The 19,860-nt window shown below is 65.8% G+C and carries 21 protein-coding genes; 9 read left to right on the top strand and 12 right to left on the bottom strand.

What is annotated here, in order from left to right; genetic code table 11:
* Positions 1–204: 204 nt before the first annotated feature.
* The 6 genes from NATOC_RS06440 to NATOC_RS06415 all read right to left on the bottom strand — a co-directional run bounded on the left by NATOC_RS06440 (position 205) and on the right by NATOC_RS06415 (position 5,867).
* Positions 205–717: a metal-dependent hydrolase gene (locus NATOC_RS06440; RefSeq protein WP_015320614.1), complete on the bottom strand. Its 513-nt coding sequence runs from the start codon at positions 715–717 to the stop codon at positions 205–207.
* A complete protein-coding gene (locus NATOC_RS06435; RefSeq protein WP_015320613.1) occupies positions 701–1,318 on the bottom strand; it encodes a hypothetical protein in 618 nt (205 codons plus the stop codon). The genes NATOC_RS06440 and NATOC_RS06435 overlap by 17 nt, the downstream gene beginning before the upstream one ends.
* A 5-nt stretch (positions 1,319–1,323) precedes the next feature.
* A complete protein-coding gene (locus NATOC_RS06430; protein WP_015320612.1) occupies positions 1,324–2,073 on the bottom strand; it encodes a phosphatase PAP2 family protein in 750 nt (249 codons plus the stop codon).
* 95 nt (positions 2,074–2,168) lie between these two features.
* On the bottom strand, positions 2,169–2,963 hold the full coding sequence (locus NATOC_RS06425) for a VOC family protein (RefSeq protein ID WP_015320611.1): 795 nt from the start codon (positions 2,961–2,963) through the stop codon (positions 2,169–2,171).
* Positions 2,964–3,011: 48 nt separating this feature from the next.
* A complete protein-coding gene (locus NATOC_RS06420; RefSeq protein WP_015320610.1) occupies positions 3,012–4,685 on the bottom strand; it encodes a Na+/H+ antiporter NhaC family protein in 1,674 nt (557 codons plus the stop codon).
* Between the two features lie 66 nt (positions 4,686–4,751).
* Complete coding sequence (locus NATOC_RS06415) at positions 4,752–5,867, bottom strand: OBG GTPase family GTP-binding protein (protein ID WP_015320609.1); 1,116 nt, start codon at positions 5,865–5,867, stop codon at positions 4,752–4,754.
* A 217-nt stretch (positions 5,868–6,084) separates the two neighbouring features.
* Between NATOC_RS06415 and NATOC_RS06410 the strand changes: the two genes are divergently transcribed.
* Positions 6,085–6,288 carry a VNG_1110C family protein gene (locus NATOC_RS06410; protein ID WP_015320608.1) on the top strand — a complete coding sequence of 68 codons (204 nt, stop codon included), beginning with the start codon at positions 6,085–6,087 and terminating at the stop codon, positions 6,286–6,288.
* Between the two features lie 24 nt (positions 6,289–6,312).
* Here NATOC_RS06410 and NATOC_RS06405 read toward each other — a convergent pair whose 3' ends face one another.
* The gene (locus NATOC_RS06405; protein WP_015320607.1) at positions 6,313–7,602 is read right to left on the bottom strand and encodes a tRNA(Ile)(2)-agmatinylcytidine synthase; all 1,290 of its coding nucleotides are present in this window, start codon (positions 7,600–7,602) and stop codon (positions 6,313–6,315) included.
* 161 nt (positions 7,603–7,763) lie between these two features.
* Between NATOC_RS06405 and NATOC_RS06400 the strand changes: the two genes are divergently transcribed.
* A complete protein-coding gene (locus tag NATOC_RS06400) occupies positions 7,764–8,729 on the top strand; it encodes a transcriptional regulator (RefSeq protein WP_015320606.1) in 966 nt (321 codons plus the stop codon).
* 118 nt (positions 8,730–8,847) lie between these two features.
* On the top strand, positions 8,848–9,111 hold the full coding sequence (locus tag NATOC_RS06395) for a HalOD1 output domain-containing protein (RefSeq protein ID WP_015320605.1): 264 nt from the start codon (positions 8,848–8,850) through the stop codon (positions 9,109–9,111).
* Between the two features lie 123 nt (positions 9,112–9,234).
* On the opposite strand, the gene NATOC_RS06390 is transcribed toward NATOC_RS06395, so the two are convergent.
* Positions 9,235–9,510 carry a DUF7344 domain-containing protein gene (locus tag NATOC_RS06390; protein ID WP_015320604.1) on the bottom strand — a complete coding sequence of 92 codons (276 nt, stop codon included), beginning with the start codon at positions 9,508–9,510 and terminating at the stop codon, positions 9,235–9,237.
* 164 nt (positions 9,511–9,674) lie between these two features.
* Here NATOC_RS06390 and NATOC_RS06385 point away from each other — a divergent pair, with 164 nt between their 5' ends.
* The 4 genes from NATOC_RS06385 (at position 9,675) to NATOC_RS22615 (ending at position 13,631) form a co-directional block, all read left to right on the top strand.
* Positions 9,675–11,876: a bacterio-opsin activator domain-containing protein gene (locus tag NATOC_RS06385; protein ID WP_015320603.1), complete on the top strand. Its 2,202-nt coding sequence runs from the start codon at positions 9,675–9,677 to the stop codon at positions 11,874–11,876.
* 138 nt (positions 11,877–12,014) lie between these two features.
* Positions 12,015–12,683: a helix-turn-helix domain-containing protein gene (locus tag NATOC_RS06380; RefSeq protein WP_015320602.1), complete on the top strand. Its 669-nt coding sequence runs from the start codon at positions 12,015–12,017 to the stop codon at positions 12,681–12,683.
* A 110-nt stretch (positions 12,684–12,793) separates the two neighbouring features.
* Positions 12,794–13,330: a cupin domain-containing protein gene (locus tag NATOC_RS06375; RefSeq protein ID WP_015320601.1), complete on the top strand. Its 537-nt coding sequence runs from the start codon at positions 12,794–12,796 to the stop codon at positions 13,328–13,330.
* A gap of 148 nt (positions 13,331–13,478) precedes the next feature.
* Positions 13,479–13,631 (top strand): hypothetical protein, encoded by a 153-nt coding sequence (locus tag NATOC_RS22615; RefSeq protein ID WP_174299198.1) that lies wholly within the window; start codon positions 13,479–13,481, stop codon positions 13,629–13,631.
* Positions 13,632–13,639: 8 nt separating this feature from the next.
* Here the strand turns inward: NATOC_RS22615 and NATOC_RS06370 are convergent, their stop codons facing one another.
* The 3 genes from NATOC_RS06370 to NATOC_RS06360 form a co-directional block, all read right to left on the bottom strand.
* A complete protein-coding gene (locus NATOC_RS06370; RefSeq protein ID WP_015320600.1) occupies positions 13,640–14,902 on the bottom strand; it encodes an MFS transporter in 1,263 nt (420 codons plus the stop codon).
* A 307-nt stretch (positions 14,903–15,209) separates the two neighbouring features.
* On the bottom strand, positions 15,210–15,590 hold the full coding sequence (locus NATOC_RS06365; protein WP_015320599.1) for a hypothetical protein: 381 nt from the start codon (positions 15,588–15,590) through the stop codon (positions 15,210–15,212).
* The gene (locus NATOC_RS06360; protein ID WP_015320598.1) at positions 15,587–16,447 is read right to left on the bottom strand and encodes a ParA family protein; all 861 of its coding nucleotides are present in this window, start codon (positions 16,445–16,447) and stop codon (positions 15,587–15,589) included. The genes NATOC_RS06365 and NATOC_RS06360 overlap by 4 nt, the downstream gene beginning before the upstream one ends.
* 647 nt (positions 16,448–17,094) lie before the next feature.
* On the opposite strand from NATOC_RS06360, the gene NATOC_RS06355 reads away from it, so the two are divergent.
* Entirely contained in the window at positions 17,095–18,282 is a 1,188-nt protein-coding gene (locus tag NATOC_RS06355) for an MFS transporter (RefSeq protein WP_015320597.1), read from the top strand.
* Positions 18,283–18,366: 84 nt separating this feature from the next.
* Entirely contained in the window at positions 18,367–19,536 is a 1,170-nt protein-coding gene (locus NATOC_RS06350; protein ID WP_015320596.1) for an MBL fold metallo-hydrolase, read from the top strand.
* A gap of 37 nt (positions 19,537–19,573) precedes the next feature.
* Here NATOC_RS06350 and NATOC_RS06345 read toward each other — a convergent pair whose 3' ends face one another.
* Complete coding sequence (locus tag NATOC_RS06345) at positions 19,574–19,819, bottom strand: glutathione S-transferase N-terminal domain-containing protein (protein WP_015320595.1); 246 nt, start codon at positions 19,817–19,819, stop codon at positions 19,574–19,576.
* Positions 19,820–19,860: the final 41 nt, after the last annotated feature.

Here is a 19,860-nt window from a genome sequence, read left to right as displayed (position 1 = left end):
ATGTAGTTACTTCAGCCTCCTCCGATATTGCAAACTCTGAGCGGCAAACTCGGATCGAACTCACGCAGTCGACCCCGCGATACCCCGAGGACGTCCGACTCGAACAAGGACGTCCGACTCGAACCAGAACGTCTCACTCGAACCGGACACCCCATCCGAACCAAAACGACTCGAACAAAGCGGTCCCAGCCGAGCAACCACGACCTACGGAATTTCGTCTCGAGAACCGCGGTACCGGTGGAGCGCCCACACCGCGACGGACGCAAGTCCCGCGACCACGGCGGGCCAGCGGTCGCTGCTCAGGTAGAGCCCGCCCGCGGGCGGACGATACTCCAGCAGGGGCCAGAAGACGGCGTAGGCCTCCCCCGACGGGGTGATGAGCGCGACGTCCAGCACGTGGTGGGAGGCGGCGCCGAGCAAAAAGAGCACGAGCGCCTGCCGGCGGTACTCGGGCGCGAGCAACAGCGCCGTCAACAGCCCGAGGACGATCGTTCCGCCGAGCGTGTGCAACGGCGCCCAGGAGAAGGGGATCCCCAGGAGGTACTGCATTAGGCCGTCGGGCAGGAAGATCTCGGCTTTCACGAAGTCGGGCGCGAGCGCGCCGACCATGACGATCGTGACGTGGGCCGGCCCCATCCAGTCGTAGCGGAAGGCAAGCACCATTCCCAGCACGTAGCCCGCCAGCACGTGGGTGAGGACGTCAGCCACCGCGATCACCTCCCGCGGGCGCCTCCAGGCCGTCGTCGGACTGCGCACGGGCGTTCCCGGACCCGGATCCGAGGGCCGAATCGCTACTGTCGTCACTACGCGGGCGTGCACGGTCGCGCGGAACGAACGCGAGGCGGCCGAGATCGAACCGCCAGTCCCGGAGGACGCGCCCGACGACCAGCAGCCCGCCCACAAGCGAGACGAGCATCATGTAGCGGGTGTCCGAGGGGTTCTGGACCGTAACCCGCTCGGCCGCCAGCGTCTCCTCGTCCTCGAGGGTCCCGTAGGTCGTCACCTGGTCGCCCGATTCGAGGTCGCCCTCGACGTTTCGATCGGTCTTGCCGTCCACGAGGATCGTAAACTGACCGTAGCCGCTCGCGCGCGTCGCGATCACGAGGGGGTCGGTCTCGACGACCTCGCCGCCGAGGATCACGTCCTCGCCGACGTAGCTGCCGCGGTCGGGTTCGACCTCGACCTCGTTGGGCGGCTCCTGTTCCATCGGTTCGGCGGGGCTGGCACCCGCCCAGACCACGAGCCCGGCCAGCGCCGCGAGGAGGGCGACGATCGCGAGGACGCGAACGCCCTGACCGAACGGCTCCGGTTTCGTCATTCGGTTCATCCGCGGGAGCCGTCGGACATAGGCGTTGTGCTCTCTCCGCCAAACCGCGCCCGGAGCCGCCGACGGACCGGCGGCGCCTCCAGGACGCGCCAGCCGACGACGGCGCCGACGGTGCCGACCAGGGAGAGCAGCGCCCGCGTGCTGGCGGCGTCGACGAGGACCGCGAGGACGGCGATCACGATTGCCGCGAGAAACGCCCGTCGGGGGTCGCCGCGAGCGACCCAGGCGATCGCGCCGAGGTACGCGACAGCGAACGCGACCGAGGCGGGGACGTCGACGAGGTAGTGGATGCCGAGCGCGAGTCGGGCGAAGCCGACGACGGCGACGACCGCGCTGGCAGCGAGCAGCCGCCGAACGCGAGTGCTACGGGTCGTCCACAACGCGAACGCACCCCAGGTGCTCACCGCCGCCATGACGTGGCCGCTCGGGAAGCCGTGCTCGCTCGAGGACACCGCGTGCAGACTGGGGTCGGTGCGGGGAAGCGCGAACGCGCCCTTGATCAGGACGACGAACGCGAGCCCCCCGAGCGCGACCGCGAGGACGTACGCGGTCCGCTCGGAACAGAGCGCTCGCCCATCGGGGACTCCCGTCCGGAGCGTTCGCCCGACGTCCTGGAGGTAGAACAGTCCGAGCACAGGGACAAGCAGCGTCAGCTTCCCAGGGTAGGAGAGCGCGACGAACAGCAGCGTCGTCCACTCGGGGAGAAACTCGCGGAGGAGTTCGGTCGCGCCGACGCTGCGGCTCATATTTCAGGGCGGGACGGGAGCGGGGAAACGGTTCGCGTTTCGATCGCGCGCCTGCGCTCGCGGTATCGCTCTCGTCGAAAAATCGAGCCTGCGACTCAGAACGGGAACAGCGAGTCGGCGTCGGGATCGCGCTCGAGCAGCTCGATCTCGTGGCCGTCTTGGTCTTTCGTGAAGGCGTACATGTTGTCGTTGCTCTCGGGGTCACGGTAGTCTTCCGCTTCGCGGGTCATCAGCTGGTCCCAGTCGTCCTCGAGGTCGTCCATGCGGACACAGAGGTGACCCCAGGCGTCGCCGAACTCGTAGCTGCGGCCGTCGTAATTGTAGGTAAGCTCGACGGCCATCGCCTCCTCGCCGGCGTCCTCGGGTTTCATGAAGTAGTTCGCGAACGAATCCGACTCCCAGCGACCGGTGTGTTCGTACTCGAACTTGCGGGTCCAGAAGCCGAGTGCGTCGTCGGCGTCCTCGACGCGAATCATGGTGTGATCCAGCGACCAGGTCCCGCCTTGCTCGGGATCGCGCTGGACGATCTCGACCTCGTGGCCGTCGGGATCCGTCACGAAGGCGTATCGGCCGCCACAAGATTCGGGGTCGCGATAGTCCTCGACGCCCTCCTCCATCAGCTGCTCGTAGTGGTCCTCGAGTTCGCCCTCCGGCACGCGGACGGCGATGTGACCCCAGGCGTCGCCGAGCTCGACGTCCTCGCCCTCGTTGTGGGTAAGCTCGAGCATCGCCTCGTCCTCACCCATCTCCTCGGGGCCGAGGTAGACGATGGTGAAGCCGTCGCCCTCGTGGCGGTCTTTCTCCTCGTACTCGAGGTGGGTCTGGTACCAGTCCAGCGACTCCTCCAGATCGCCGACGCGAAGCATGACGTGATCGAGCGTACCGTCCATACCCGGACCAACGCCGGGAAATCTCAAAAGCGTGGCGAAGCCGGCGGTCTACTCGGCGTCGTCGGACGAGCCGTCCTCGGGGCGGTCGGCCTCGGCGGCGATCGGTCGGACGCCCTTGCGTCTCGCGTCGAGCTCCGAGAGCCCGTAGACGAGCCCGGCGAGGACGCCGAGCCCGATCGGCAGGAAGATCGCGGGCGAGAGCCCGAGGTAGCCATAGAGCAGGTAACAGACCACCACGACGGTCATGACGGTCGCGGCGTAGTAAAACTGCGTGCGCACGTGGTCGATCAGGTCCGCCCCGGTGAACGTCGAGGACAGCACGGACGTATCGGAGATCGGCGAGGTGTGGTCGCCGAAGATCGCTCCCGAGAAGACGGCGCCGACGACGACGGGCATCAGGTCGAACGAGCCGGTCAGCTCGTAGACGATCTGGATCGCGATCGGCGTGACGATCCCCATCGTCGCCCACGACGATCCCATCGTGAACGCGACGAAGGCCGCGACGAACAGGACGACGATCGGCAGCAGCTCGAGCGGGATGGCGTCGCCGACGTACCCCGCGACGAAGTCACCCGTGCCGAGCGCCTCCGCGACGTCGCTGATCGCCCACGCGAGGACGAGGATCGTCACCGCCGTCGCCATCAGCCGGAAGCCGTCGATGACGGTGTCGACGCCGTCGCCGACGTCGAAGAGGTCGTAGACGACGCCGATCGCGATCGCGGCGACGACCATGGCGAACGAGCCCCAGACGAGCGCGCCGGCGAAGTCCCCGGCGCCGACGATATCGACGAGGACCTGGATCAGCCCCACCTCCTCGGCGGCGGCGCCGATCGCCGTCGGCGCCCCCTCCTCGGCCTGCTCGGCGGTCCAGGCCTCGTACCCGGTCCAGAAGGCGCCGGCGAGGGTGACCGCGATGAGGACGACGACGGGCGCGAAGAACGTCCGCAGCATCGGACGGTCGTCGATCGGCTTCCCGAGGTCCTTCTCGACCTCCTGGAGCGGGGTGGCGTCCTCGCGGCTGACGAGCCCGCGTTTCCACGAGCGGTGTTCGGCGTCGAGCATCTCGCCGAAGTCCCGTCGCGTGTAAACGACGATCCCAACCATCGCGATCGCGAGCAGCGCGTAGGTGTTGTACGGGATCGACCAGACGAACGTCTCGAACGCCGTCGGCGCCTCGCCGTCGACGCCGAGGTCCTCGTAGGCGCCCGCGATCAGCGAGAGCTGGAAGGCGACCCAGCTCGAGAGCCCGATCGTCGCGACGGGCGCGGCCGTCGAGTCGACGATGTAGGAGAGCTTCTCCCGGGAGATCCGGAACTGATCGGAGATCTCGCGCATCGTGGAGCCGACGATCGCCGTGTTGGCGTAGTCGTCGAAGAACATGAGCATCCCCAGCACCCATGCCGTTAACCCGACCGTACGCTGGCTCTCGAGGCGGCTGGTCGCCCAGTTACGAACCGCGGTCGCACCGCCGAGCCGCCAGATCAACGCGACGCCCGAGCCGAGCAGGATCGTAAACAGCAGGATCTGGACGTGAAAGCCCTCGTCGGCGATGATTGCACCGACGATCCAGTCGAAGGTCTGTCCGATGCCGAGGCTCTCGGTGTAGATGATCGCACCCGACCAGACGCCGAGAAACAGCGAGAGCATCGGTCGCCGCGTGACGACCGCGAGCACGATCGCCAGCAACGGCGGTAGCAGCGATAGTATCCCGAACTCAGACATACCTGTGTCGATGCCGTCGACGCTGATAATTCTGATTCATCGGAGCGATCGCTCCGAAGCGACCTCCTACCGGCGCAAGATGAGCTTCAGGACGTCCTCGTCCTCGAGGACGTGGTCGGTGCCGACCTGCTGTTCGTCGTGGGTGGCGCTGGGGCCACTGACGCGGGCGAAGCGGAACCGGTTTTCCATCTCGCCACCGAGTTTTTCGATGGCCTCGCCGACGGTCGAGCCCTCCTCGATCACGAGCGGCTCCTCCCAGTCGACGCCCCGTCCCGGTTTGTCCATGTACACTCGGATGAGCCCGAGGTTCTCCCAGATGCGGTCTTTGAGCGCGTCGAGTCCCTTCTCGGCCTCGGCGCTGATGAAGGTGACCTCCGCCTCGGGGTCGAGCCCGCGTTCACGGAGCTGGTCGTCGACCTGCTCCTTGTAGTCGGGGTCGATCAGATCGACCTTGTTGACGCAGGTGATCGAGGGGATGTATTCTCGGTTGTCCATCAGCCCGTCGATCAGCCGATCGATCGAGACGTTCTCCTGGAGGTTCAGGTCGGCGTTGACGTAGCCCTGGTCGCGCAACACGTCCGAGATCGTCTCCTCGTCTAAGTCCTGGTCGGCGCTCGAGGTGATCTTGATCCCGTCTTTGATCTTCGGACGGACCGTCACCCGCGGGGGCTCTTCGTCGACGCGGATGTTGATGTCGTACAGCTCCTCCTGGAGGCGGTCGTACTGGTCGATCTCGAACACCGAGAGCACGAAGACGATCAGGTCGGCGTTGCGAACGACCGCCAGCACCTGCTGGCCGTCGCCCTTCCCGGACGCCGCCCCCTCGATCAGTCCGGGGACGTCGAGCAGCTGGATGTTCGCCCCGCGGTGGTTGAGCATTCCCGGGTTGACGTCGAGCGTCGTAAACTCGTAGGAGCCCGTCTCGCTCTCGGCGTTGGTCAACGAGTTCAGTAACGACGATTTGCCGACGCTCGGGAAGCCGACGAGCGCGACCGTCGCGTCGCCGTGTTTCTCTACGGAGTAGCCGCCACCACCCCCTGAGCCCGACTGCTGGTTTTCGAGCTTCTCCTTCTTCTCTGCGAGCTTGGACTTCAGCCGACCGATGTGGGCCTCGGTCGACTTGTTGTAGGGCGTGTTGGCGATCTCCTCTTCGATCTCCTCGATATCGTCCTCGAGCCCCATTTGTCTGTACTCAACCGGTCGCACCGAAAAACGCTTTCCATGCGACCCCGCGTGCGACGGTCCTCGTCGGCCCGGAAGTGTCGCGTTCCGTCTCCCGTTGTCCCGGCATACGATCCCGGTCGTCGAAAACACCGAGTACTACCACCCGGTCTCGGAACGATCGACGATGAGAGGTCGACACGCATATCCCTTCGGCGGCAGTAGCTCCGGCCAATCAATGCCGGAACCGTCGCAGTTGCGCGATAGTACCCAGATCGTGCTCCCCCGCGAGACGGTCGAGTCCATCGAGCCACGACTCGACGAGGAGTTTACCGTTACCGTGGTTCCGGAGGACGAGGACCGCTGTCGGATCGTCGGCAGTCCGGTCGAGATCAAGGACGTCAGCGAGTTCCTCACTCGACGCGGGATCGCGGTCGAGTAGGCGCCCCGAGGACGCCCGTCGCGGCTACCGCTCGGGATGGATCGGCGCGTCGAACCCGCCTCGAACCAGCGGTTTCGCGACGTGACGGCGCGCACAGGGCGGCACCTCGTACCAGCCTTTCTCGAGTTCGCGCTCGAGCGGCACCCGTTCTTTCCCCGCGCTGCTCGTCTCACAGTCACGGCAGCGATACCCCTGGTCTCGGCCCGCGCTTTTCATCGTTCGTCCACAGTCGGGACAGGTCGGCGTGACCCGCTCGGTGGTGACCAGTGCACGGACGGCGAACTTCTCGAGCTTGAGCGTTCCCCGCGAGACCTCGCCGCAGACGGTGAGTCGGTCGCCGACCCGCAGCGCCCGGACGCGGTCGCGGAACCGCTTGGTCGGCTCGAAGGCCGCACACTCGAGGGTCAGCGACTCGCCGTTCTCGTCGTCGTCCGTCGCCTCGAGGGTCACGAACACGTGCCCGCCTCGGACCGTCTCGGGCTCGCTCGCGATCCGGCCGTCGAGACGGTAGGCCCGTCCGTCCCGAACGTCCGCGAGTCGACCCTCCCGAAGGTGGACATCGGTCCCCTGGTTGGTGACGAACAGCTGGCTCGCGTCGACGGGCTCGCTCTCGATCCGATCGCCGACCTCCCGGACCGCGTCGGGATCGTCGCCCCTGATCCCGTACAGGATCGGGCCCGGCGCGTGTGGAACGCAGACCGTCTCTCCCTCCTCGCGATCGACGGTATCCCAGACCTCGGGGTAACCCCGGTCAGCCGCGGTGAAGACGCTCTCGGCGTCGACTTCGCGGGTCGTTCCCCACCGATCGGAGTCCCGATAGGAGATGTGTTCGTAAGTCCAGTCTGCGAGTTCGCGCCAGGCGCCGATCGCGGCCAGGGCGCCGATGCGGCCGCGACCGTTGCCCGCGTGCCACGACCGGTAGTCGTGACGATCGATCAGCGCCGTCGCGTCGGTCCGTTCAAGGTGCGTTCGGATCGCCCGTCGGGCGAACCGACTCACCGTCTCCGGCGCCTCGTCGGGATCGTGGTCGGCGACGACTACCCCGGGGTGGGTCCGCTCGTCGGCGGTCTCCGCGAGGACGTCGAGGCGGTCGCGGGCGATCTCGAGAGCCCGGCCGGGATCGCAGTCGGTGTGGATTGCCAGCGCGGCGTTACCCCGAGTCTTGTACTCGACGGCGGGGTTGAGCCGGACGAGCACCAGCCGCGATACTGACGCACCCGCCCGCTCGAGACGGACGGCGATCGTCCTGGCGACGTAGGTCGTACACATCCCTCGCTCCCGCGAGTCGGTATCGTCGAGCCCGACGACAGTCATCGGTCGACGGTACCGGATCGGCGGATAACTACCTTCGGATCCCGCCGCTGAGGCGTCTTTTGATATAAAAGCGTACCTCCCGATCGGTCGGCGAATCGCCACCCTGCACCCGGGGATCGGCGGGACAACACTCATATAGATGGACTCACTTACAATCCCCTATGTCCCGCTCGGCACTGGTCGGCAACGTTACCGCGATGTTAGAGGACGCGGGATTCGTGGTCAGCGACCGGTGTGCGATCCGTCCGAAGAGCTTCGACGTCGCGGCGCGCCGCGGCGACAACTTGTTGCTCGTGAAGATCCTGGGCAACATCGACGCCTTCAACGAGGAGACCGGTCACGAGATGCGGCGCCTGGGGACCTACCTGCAGGCGACGCCGCTGGTGATCGGACTGCGTAGCCGAGACGAGGATCTGAAACCCGACGTCACCTACTTCCGCCACGGTGTTCCCGTTCTCAGCCCCGATACGGCGTACAACCTCTTCATCGAGGACGTCCCGCCACTCATCTACGCGGCACCCGGGGGACTGTACGTCAACATCGACGGCGACCTGCTGGCCGACGAACGCGAGGACCGCGAGCTGAGCCTCGGACAGCTCGCCAGCCAGCTCGGCGTCTCCCGACGAACCGTCTCGAAGTACGAGGACGGGATGAACGCCTCCGTCGAGATCGCGATGGCGCTGGAGGACCTGTTCGACGCCTCCCTCACGAGCCCCGTCGACGTCCTCGAGGGCGCCGACGACGTCCACGAGAGCGAGTCGACCCCGGAGGATCCCGACGCCGATCCGACCGACGAACGGGTCGTCGCCGTCTTCACGCGGGCCGGCTACCGGGTCCACCCGACCGTCCGCTCCCCGTTCAAGGCCGTCAGCGAGGACGAAGACGACAGTGGCGTCGTCCTCACCGGTCACTCGAAGTTCACCGAGGCCGCCGAGAAGCGGGCCCGAATCATGAGTTCGATCGGGCAGGTGACCCGGTCTCAGTCGGTGTACGTCGTCGACCGGGCGAAGCGTGACTCCGTCGACGGCACCGCCCTCGTCGAACGCGAGGAGCTCGAGGAACTCCGCGACGCGGACGATCTCCGCGCGGTGATTCGGGAACGGGCCGAACACGAGGAAGCGGCCTGAGCGCGAGCGATCGCGTCCTCGTCGTTCGATCGATTGCCTGATACCGACGAACTAACTCCTGGAGCTGTGAAATTATCGGCAATAATTAAATATAGCGGTCGCATCGGCAGACGAACATATGAGTGGTGCCAGCCCGAGCGGACAGGACACCGTGAGCGTCGAGATCGTCAGACGGGTCGCGGAACGGACCGACCGGGAACCGGAGAATCTCCCCTCGCTTCACCGCGTCATCGACTCGGAGGCGCTCGACTCACTGTTCGAACCGCCCCAGATCGACCGCCAGCAGCGAGGCGGTGTCGAGTTCTCCTACGCCGGCTACTACGTTACCGTTCCGTTCGACGAGACTCGCGAGATCACCGTTTCCGAAGGGCCGACGTCGTGAGCGTCGATCGATCTCAGTGATTCGGATCGGCAACGGTCGTCCAACGAATACGTTTCCGTTTGCGTAAACGGAAACGGTCTAGAAGCACCCGCAAAGCCGGCGACCCACCGGTGCGCCCGATCCCTAGTCGGCGTCGATCGAGGACGCGACCGACTCGACCAGGCGTCGCTCCGGGTCGTAGTCGAGGACGCCATTGTCGGTCATCCGGGGGAGGTGGGCGTGGTGCAGTTCGATCGCGACGCGCTCGACGGTCATCGACGAGTCGTCATGTTCCGCGACCGCCGCGGCCAACTCCTCGAGACCGGCTGGGACGGTCAGGGCCGCCAGCGCCTCGAGTGTCAGTCGGTGTCGGTTCTCCGTCAGTCGGTCGTGGCACGCCGCCGTCGTCTCGATTGTCATTGCCTGATCGGAATCGGTTGTCGATACGTCGGCCGAGTGGTTGTTCGACCGTAAGCGGCGGGCAAAAACTGTTAGGTACACTCTGCAGTGAAACGACGATAACCGTGGTTCCGATCGCAATTTGGGATCGGTTGCGGTCGGAAGACTCCGTCGACGGAAGATTGATGGACGGGACCGAGGAACACGAACCGATGGACGAACTGACCGACGCGTTACGGGAGACGCTTGCGGTCTTCGACGGCTCGGGCGAGCCACGAACGACGACGGAGGTGGCCGAACGGCTGGAGTTGGGCCGACGAAGCGTGTACGCCCGACTGGAGCGACTCGCCGAGCGAGACCAACTCCGGACGAAACGCGTCGGTGCGAGCGCCCGGGTCTGGTGGCTGCCGCCCGAAGGCGACAGTACCGAGGCGGCCGGGGACCGTCAACGACACGGCACTCCCCGATCCGGGCTCGAAGCAGAGATCAAACGGATCAGCGACGGGTTCTTCGCGGTCGACGACGAGTGGCGGCTCAGCTACTACAATGACGTCGCCGCGGAGATGATCGACGAGGACGTGGCGGATCCGCTGGGAGCGCGGCTGTGGGACGTCGCCCCCGGGTTGGTCGACACGCCGTTCGAGACGACCTACCGAACGGCGATGAAACGCCAGAAACCCAACTCCGTCGAGGCCTACTTCCCGCCGCTGGAGGGGTGGTATCGGGACATCGTCCACCCCTCCAAATCCGGACTCTCGGTCTACTTTACCGACATCACGGAACGGAAGATCCGCGAGCGAACGCTCGAACGGTACGAACGGATCGTCGAAACCGTCGACGACGGGATCTACGTCCTCGACGGAGACGGGCGGTTCGCGTTCGTCAACGACACGTTCGCTTCGATGACCGGATACGACCGTGACGAACTGCTTGGAGCTCGCGCGACCCTCGTGTTCGACGAACGGTCTCGGACGCCGCGCTCCGAACTCGACGCGGGGAGTCGACGCGTCGCCGTTACCGAGGAGTCGCTGTACGGCGCCGACGGAGAGTCGGTTCCCGTCGAGAGCCGTCTCGATCGGCTCGAGCTTGCGAACGGCGAAGCCGGACGGGTCGGCGTCGTTCGCGACGTCACCGACCGTGTTGAGGACGAGCGCGAACTCGAGCGCCAGCGCGAGCAGCTCGCGGCGGTGACGAGTCTGGGCGAGGTCGCAAACGGGATCGTCCACGCCATCATCGGTCAGCCGACTCGCGAGGACGTCGAAACGACGGTCTGTGAACACCTCGCAGACTCGGAGTCGTACCTGTTCGCCTGGATCGGCGACGTCGGCGCCGCGACTCGGACGGTGAACGTCCGGGCCGAAGCCGGGGTCGAGGGGTATCTCGACGACGTCACGATCTCGGTCGATCCGGACGACGAGCGAAGCTGGGGGCCGACCGGTCGAGCGCTCCGTCGGGGCGAGGTCCAGACGATGCAGCGGCTCGGAGACGAGCCCCGGTACGACCCCTGGCGGGACCGAGCCAGGGACTACGGGGTTCGGTCGTCCGCGGCGATCCCGATCACTCACGAAGGTGCACTCTACGGCGTGTTGAACGTTTACGCCGAACGGCCGAACGCCTTCGAAGGACCCGAAGGGCACCGAATTACGCAGCTCGGCGACATCATCGGTCACGCGATCGCCGCCACCGAACGCAAGCGTGCGTTGCTTGGCGACGACCTCGTCGAGCTCGAGTTCTGGATCCGGGACGTCGGTTCGGCGTTCGACGTTCCGACCGAGACGGCAGGAACGATCACCTTCGACCACACGATCCCGATCGGTGACGGCGAGCTTCTCGTCTACGGAACCGCGACGCCGGACGCGATCGAAACCGTCCGCGGGCTCGCCGGGGCGCTACCCGGGCCGACGGACATCACGCTCCACACGGAGGCGACGCCGACAGGATTCGAGCTCCGGGTGACCGATCCCCCGATACTGTCGGCCGTCGCGTCCCGGAACGGGTACGTCGACGACGCCGTGATCGAGGACGGCGACTACCGGGTGACGATTCACCTCGCGCCGAGCGTCGACGTCCAGCGCGTCGTCGAGACGGTCGAGTCGGCCTCTCCGGACGCCGAACTGCGCTGTCATCGCCAGATCATCCGGCCCGCGGACGATCCTCGGCCCATCCAGCGCCGTCTCGCGGCGGATCTCACGGATCGACAACACGCCGTGCTTTCGGCCGCCTACTACGCGGGCTTTTTCGAGTGGCCGAGAGAGACTTCCGGGACCGAGCTCGCCGAGTCGCTGGATATCGCACCGCCGACGCTCCACCAGCACCTCCGGACGGCCGAGCTGAAAGTCCTCGAGTCGCTGTTTTCGGCCCCGGAAGAACCCGCGAACCGGTCGTAAACGGAATCGTTATCGATAACGTTTGCGGAGGCGTTTGCGCAAACGTCTACGAATCGAAGTACGTTTTCGTCCGTTATCCGCCTCGCTCGCGAACGACGAGTCCGATGAATCCAAGGCGGTTCGCTCCTACCGGAGGGTATGGGAGGGACAGTCGCGGAGATCGAACTCTCGCCGGCGGAGTTCGTCCTCGAGGAGACGATCGACGACATCGAGGGGCTCGAGTGCGAGGGCGAACGGATCGTCGCGAACGCCGACGGCGAGGTCATGCCGTTTCTCTGGGTCGACGCACCCGATCTCGAGGGGATCGAGGCGGCGTTCGAGAGCGACGAGACCGTCGACAACGTACAGCTCCTCGCGGACGTCGACGGGGAACGGCTCTATCAGATGGACTGGGTTCGTCGGGTCGACGCGCTCGTTCAGATGCTCGTCGAGGAAGAGGGCACCGTCCTCTCGGCAGCCGGTGACGCCGACGGATGGCAGTTCCGGCTGCTGTTTCCGGACCGGGATAGCCTCTCGCGGACGAACGACTACTGTCGGTCTAACGGGATTCGATTCACGCTTCACTCCGTCTACAGCCTCGAAGAGGGGCGGCAGGGGCGATTCGGGCTCACCGACGACCAGCAGGATACCCTCGAAATGGCCTTCGAACGCGGTTACTACCAGATCCCCCGCGAAGCGGACATGATGGCGCTGGCCGAGGAGATCGACATCTCCCACCAGGCGCTCTCGGAACGGCTCCGACGGGCCCACCGAAGCCTCGTCCAGAACACCGTCGTCATCGGTCAGGACGGCGACCCGGGGGAGTAACCGATCGCCGTCCGTGCAGCGGGTGACCGATCATCGGTAGTTGCGAACCCACCGACCGCCGCAGAACGGGCACGGGATAGCTATCTCTCGCTTGCACCCGACCGAAAGGTATGGGTACCAACACCAGTTCACTCGGGAATTTCTCCCGCAGAACGGTGCTGAAAGCCGGCGCCGCCGCGTCGGGTGCGATCGCGCTGAGCGCCTCGGCGACCGCAGACGACGAGGACGAGACCGACGTCGACGAACCCGACGGCTTCGAGGTAACGGTAGTTGCCGAACACGCGCCGTTTCCCGACGAGGTCGCCGCGACGTTCGACGTGACCTACGACGACGCCGAGGACCCCATCACCGTCAACCTCGAGGACGCGTCGACGGTCGTCCTCGCGGAGGCCGTCTGGGAAGAAGGAGCGCGCTCGGGCTGGCACCGCCATCCCGGGATGTCGATCGTCAGGATGCTCGAGGGCGAGATCGACCACACGATGGAGGACGACTGTGTTTCGCGGACGTACGAGGCCGGCGACGCCTGGATCGATCCGGGCCATATCCACAAGGCCGACAGCGAGGACGGCGCCGTCGCCTCCGTCACGTTCCTGGGGATCCCCGACGGCGAACCGGCGACCGAGTGGGTCGAACCGGTCGACTGCTGACCGTGACTCTCGCGACCGGTCCGCAGTACGACGGTGGCGGAGCCGCCAACCCGCATGGACGAGCCGTCTTCGACCGCTATCTCTCGCGGCTCTTTCGGACGGCCCACACGACAGTACGCTGACCGACGCCTTCCTGCACGTGCTCTTGATGCAACAACCGTCGTCCTCGCTGCTTCGCCCCGGCGTCGCCTGGCGCGTGCTCCGCCCCAGCCGGCTCGAGGAGCGACCGCGGGACGAGCCGCGAGAGCCCCAGCTCTCGAGCGCCGAACGTGACCAGCCGGTGCGAGCGCGTCGGGATTGACGGTTGGGCTACAGGTTCGGAATCTCGGTCGCCGGAAGGAACTGGCCGGTCTCCCGGTAGACGCCGCCCAAAAGCACCGTCGCCGCGACCAGCGGCAACGCCGCACAGGCGAGGTAGACGGGTGCGAAGCCGACGACTTCGGTTACCGGAAGCGAGACCATCGGCCCGACGCCGCCGCCGACGTCGCCCAGGACGTTGTTCGTCCCGACCGCTCGGCCCATACGGTCGTCGGCGGTGAGATCGCCCAGCAGGGCCATCATCGGACCGCTCGTCCCGCCCTGTCCGGCCCCGATGAACAGACAGGCCACTGCGAGGGTGCCCGCCGAGTCGGAGAGACCAAGCAGGAGAAAGCCGACGAACAGGACCCCGAGGAACGTGAGCAACACCGGGACGCGGGACTCCCGGAGATCGCTGACGTACCCCCCGACGAACATAAAGATCCCCGCGGTGACGACGGTGATCGCCATGAACAGCCCGGAGGTGCCCTGGGCATCCAGTCCGAGCAGACCGATGTCGTTCTCGCCGAGAAACAGCACCAGCGTCGAGAACAGCACGCCGAAGTAGACGAACAGCACCGCGAAGTTGATCAATCCGACCGTTACGGCCGGCACGCTGACGTCGACGTCCCACGGCTTCACCGCCTCGCGAGCCCCGCCCTCGACGTGGGTCTCCGGGATCGTTGCGTACGCCAGGCCACTGGCGACGAACGCGAACACCGTCGCGAGGAGGAAGGCGGCGATCTCCCCGCCGAGCTCGCTGACGACGCCGCCGACGACCATCCCCGCCGGGACGCCAAAAAGGACGCCGCCCCTGATGAGACCCATGCTGGTTCCCCGGGAGCCGCCGTCGCTGACGTCGGCCGCGATCGTGTACGCGGTCGCAAACACCAGCGCGCTGCCGACGCCCCACAGGAACCGGGCGCTCAGAAACCACGCCTCGGGGGCGGGCGCGACGATCGCGACGACGTAACCGAACGTGGCGAACCCCTGGACGAACATCCCGACGACGAACGGTTTCCGGGTCCCGATCCGATCGACGAGGACGCCCGCGGGCGCGTTCGCCACCAGCCGCGAGAACCGGTTCGCGCTGAGGATCACGCCGACCATGAACGGCGAGATTCCCAATAGCACGCCCAGATTCGGCAGGATCGGGAAGATCACCCCGCCACCGAATCCGATGAAGAAGGTACTGAGGATCACCGACCCGATGACGAGGTACCGGCCGTCCTCCCGGCGCAGTCGATCGATCGCTCGCGACAGGGTCCGGCTCATTCGGACACCGTTTCCGTCCTCGGGCGCGTTCGCTCGAGCCGTTCGTCTCCCATCCTGACTGCCTAGTCAGTTAGTACTCAAAGCGGTTTCGGTCCCGCTCGTCGGAGGGCTCTATCAAGCGAAATGTAGTTTACAGTCAGTCGCGAGGACGATCTGAGCGGTTCGAGACCGGACGACCACCCGCACCGTTCGCGGTCTCTGGCCACGGACACGCGAGAGAGTGCCGAGAACGATAGGGCAGAAACGATTTCGTATACGATACCGCAACTGACTCCGCAAGCGAAAATGCAAACGGAATCGAAAACGATTACAGGTTCCGCTGGGCGTGGCGTCCGACGGCGTCGCTGAGCTGTTCGCTCTTCTCGGGCGTCGCGGTCTCGAGGCCGACGCGGACGGCCAGCCGGACGATCTCGCTGCGATCGAACTCCTCGGAGCGCTCCCGACCTAGCGAGGACTCGAGTGCGTTGCCGACCGCAGTCATCTCGGCGTCGTCCTCGTCGAGGGCGGCAAGCAGCGCCGCCACGGGCTGGTCGCGGACGGCGACAGTCTTCGGACGGGCGCCGCTGTCGACGGCCTCGATCGCGTCGACGAGCTCGTCGACGAACGCCGAGTCGGCTTCGGACCTGATCTCGTCGTTTCGGTCGCCCCGTTCGGTCTTCTTGCGCAGCTCCTCGAGCTCGTCGCTCATCGGGACTCACCCAGTCGCTGCTGCAGTTTCGCAGCACTCTCGAGGAAGGCCTCTCGAGCGCGCTCGGCGGTCGTCGACGGTTCCTCGAGGGCGAACACCGTTCGGCCCTCGTCGGCGGCGTTCCGGATGTCCTGGCTCGCGGGGACGTGTTCGGGTGCAATGGCACCCTCGTACTCCTCACCGAACCCTTCGAGGTACTCGGTGGCGAGTTTCGTCCGGGTGTCGACCTTGTTCGGCAGGATCATCGCGAGGTCGACGTCGACGCCGAACTGGTCGTCGATCTTCTCGAGGTCCCGTTCTAGCGCCGTCGCCTGCTCGCTCTCGAAGGGACCCATCTCGACGGGCGCGACGACGTTGCGCGTCGCCCACAGACCGTTGTACGTGACGTTGTTGGTGAGTCCGGGGAGATCGATGAGGACGGTGTCGTAGCGCCCGTCGATGTACTCGTCGAGGAAGCGTTCGAGTCGGGAGTATCGTTCCCTGGCGTCGTCGATGTTGCCGAGATCCGCGTCCAGCGAGTCGAGCCCGGGGTGGGCAGGGATCAGGTCGACGCCCTCGTCGGTCTCGACGATCAGGCTGTCGACGGCCGCGTCGCCCAGTTTCGAGGCGATCTGGTCCCACTCCTCGGCGAACACCGTCGAGATGTTCGGCCAGTCGTCGTCGGCGTCGATCTCGGTCTGTACGTCCGACCAGACGCCGAAGTGTTTCGCCAGGTCGCCCTGCTTGCCTGCGAGATCGATGAGAAGAACGTCCTCGCCCGTCTCGGCGAGCGCAACGCCGAGGTGGGCTGCGGAGGTCGTCTTTCCGGTACCACCCTTGTCGAGAAAGGTCGCGGCTCGGTTGGTGCTGACTGCCATCTACGTGTCCGTTTGCGCAAGCGTTTGCAGATAATATAAAAGCACGTCAGACGGAAACGCGACGGCGGTTCGGCTCCGTTCGCGTTGCCAGTCGGTATCTCGATCAGCGGACGTCTTCGGTGAACCAGATACTGCTATATCGAAACGGTACCTACGACTCCCTGATGTACAACGTGTGGCGATTGACAAACCTCCTGTTGCGGTCGTGGGTGGACGTGCATCTTGGAGAGTCACCACCAGTCCCTGCTGGGGAAATAACGGAGATTCTCTTGCTTTGTCTCGGCCCTGACGGGATTGGATAGCGGCGGTATATACTCTTCTGGTGAGCTTAGCTCTGAGTGACAACTTTCGCTACGATAGATTGTTTCCGCCCATTTGTGTCATAATTATGATAATAGGTGGGTAGCGAGAGATGAACCACTTCATGAACTGTTCTCTCTGAAGCAGTGAAGGTCGAATCACCTTCGTTTTTGTTTGTCACTCGGCCAAACTCCGACACTCTGGACTCCGAACCGCTGGTTCGATGGCCGGGGAAACCGACCGACCGTCGCCCGGAAGGCCCCGCGACCGTTCGATCGAAGGCGTCGTTCGTGGGGTGAATCGGATCGGTTCCGATAAGTGTCCGGACGCGTTTCGACCGAAACGAGTTGGGAACGATTTCGACACGCTGGCGGTATCGGGAGACGGTGCTGGCGCTGTGTACGCTCGCGTTCTTCGTCACGATGGTCGGACGGCTGGCGATCAGCCCGATCATCCCCGACGTCGTCGAGACGTTCGCGGTCTCGAACGCGGTCGTCGGGCTCTCGCTGAGCGGGATGTGGCTCGCCTACGGCCTCTCCCAGTACCCAAGCGGAATTCTGGCCGACCGCTACGGCGAACGGCTGATCATCCTCGTCGCCGTCGGCGGCTCGACGCTGGCGGCGCTCGCCGTCTCGGTCACGCCCGCGTTCGCGCTGTTTTTCCTCGCGACGATCCTGCTCGGCGCGGTCGCGGGACTCCACTACAGCGTCGCGACGACGCTGCTCGCTCGCACCTACGACAACGTCGGCACCGCCGTCGGCGTCCACAACACCGGTGCGACGATCGCCGGGCTCGTGACCCCCGTCGCCGTTGCCTGGCTCGCGGTCCGGTTCGGGTGGCGCGTCGCGGTCGCCGCCGTCGCGCTGATCGGGATCCCCTCGACGGTCCTCTTCGCCTGGAAGATCCGACCCACGGAGCCGCGCCGACCCGAGACGCCGCTGCGGGACCGACTGCAGGTCGGCCCCCTCGTCGAACTGCTCTCGCGCCCGCCAATCGCGTTCACGCTGTTCGTCGCGATCGTCAGCGAGTTCGCCTGGCAGGGAACCGCCTCGTTCCTGCCGACGTTTCTCATCGAACACCAGGGCGCCTCCACGACGCTCGCGGGAGCGCTGTTCTCGGCGTACTTCGTCGTGCAGGGTCTCGCCCAGATCGGCGTCGGCGCCCTCTCCGATCGGATCGGTCGGGACAGTGCGATCGGAATCTGTATGCTGGCTGGCGTCGCCGGATTCGGCGTGCTGATCGCGACCTCCGGGACGCTCGCGATCGGCGTGGGGGTCGTCCTCGTGGGGATCGGTATGAGCTTCGGAGCGGCGCTGATGCCCCGATTCCTGCAGGAACTCTCCGCTGAGGAACAAAACGCCGGCTTCGGACTCGTTCGCACCGTCTACATGATCGTCGCCGCCCTCGGTTCGGTCGTCGTCGGCGTCCTCGCAGATCTGTTCGGCTGGGCCGTCTCCTTTGGCTTTCTCGCTGCCTTGCTCGGGGCAGTCGGGCTGGCGCTCGCGCTCAACTCGCTGCTCGGGCTCGAGTACTGACTGATTTCGCGTTCTCGCCCCAGCCCGCTGGTGGCGGTTTCGTGCAGCGGATTTAAGAGGCAACGATTCACAATATTGTGATGTATGAGCAACACCGCATTCGACCCCGCGGAGGTCGCACGTCGCATCGACGAGGGTAATGAGGATCTCTTCGTCCTCGACGTGAGAAACGAGGACGACTACGAGGAGTGGCGGATCGAGGACAGCACGAACCTGCCGATCTACGACGAGTTGCTCGAGCACGACTACTCCACGCTGGAGGACAATCTCGAGGACCTCCCCGCGGATCGAGAGATCGCGATCGTCTGTGTCGCCGGGATCACGTCGGCGCGAGCCGCCGACTTCCTGCGCGAGCGCGGATTCGACGCGAAGTCGGTCGACGACGGGATGAACGGCTGGGGCCGCGTCCACCGCGCCTCCGAGATCGAGGACGTCGACGGCGTCGTCCAGATCATCCGCCCCGGGACGGGCTGTCTCTCCTATCTCGTCCACGACGGAAACGCGGCCGTCGTCGTCGATCCGAGCCAGTACGTCGACTACTACCTGAGCGAGGCCGACGAACGGGACCTCGAAATCGTCGGCGTCGCGGACACCCACGCCCACGCCGATCACGTCTCGGGTGCACGACGGCTCGCCGGCGAACTCGACGTCCCCTACTACCTCCACGGGGACGACGCCGGCGAGCTCGACCGACTGACCGAGTTCGAGGACGGTGATACCGTCCTCGTCGGGGGCCGATCGCTCGAGGTCGTCCACACCCCGGGTCACACGCCCGGGAGCGTCTCGTTTACGTTCGGCGACGCGTTGCTGTCGGGGGACACGCTGTTTCTCCGCAGCGTCGGCCGTCCCGACCTCGAGGAGAGCGCGACACAAGGCGGCGCGACCAGTCGAGCGGGGGACCCGCGAGACGGCGACGAGGACGCGATCCGAGCGGCCTCGAGCCAACTGTTCGAGAGTCTCGATCGACTAACCGAGTTCGGGGACGATCGAGTCGTGCTCCCCGGCCACTTCAGCGACGAATCGATTCGGCCGCTGGCGACCGGTCTCGGGGAGCTCCGCGAGGAGGCCACGAACGAGCTGCTGGGCTACGTGGAGGAGGGTGACGAGGAAGCGTTCGTCGAGACGATCGTCGAGAGCCTGGCCGACGAGCCGGCGAACTACAACGAGATCAAGCAGATCAACTGGGGCAAACGCCAGCCCGGCGACGACGTCGAGGAGCTGGAGCTGGGGCCGAACAACTGCGCGGCGAACTGATGACTCCGATCGGGGGACGAAAGAGCCGAACGAGCGATCAGGCGTACGTCTCTTCGAGGTAGTCGACGATGTCGTCGCTCTCGTGCATTCCCTCGACGTCCTGGGCCTCGTCCGTGATCACCGGAACTCCGGTCTGGCCGCTGACGCGTTCGACCTCGGTGCGGTCCTCGTGAGAGCGAGGGACCTCGATCACGTCGTAGTCGAGCTCGAGCTCGTCCAGTTTCGTTCGTACCTTCGCACAGAACGGACAGCCCGGCAGTTCATACAGCGTGATATCGGACATACCTGCGGTAGTGGCGGCACGCCCATGAGGCCACCGGTCGA

The organism is Natronococcus occultus SP4, assembly GCF_000328685.1.
In the GTDB taxonomy this organism is placed as follows: domain Archaea; phylum Halobacteriota; class Halobacteria; order Halobacteriales; family Natrialbaceae; genus Natronococcus; species Natronococcus occultus.
This window is presented reverse-complemented; position numbering and strand designations above follow the sequence as displayed.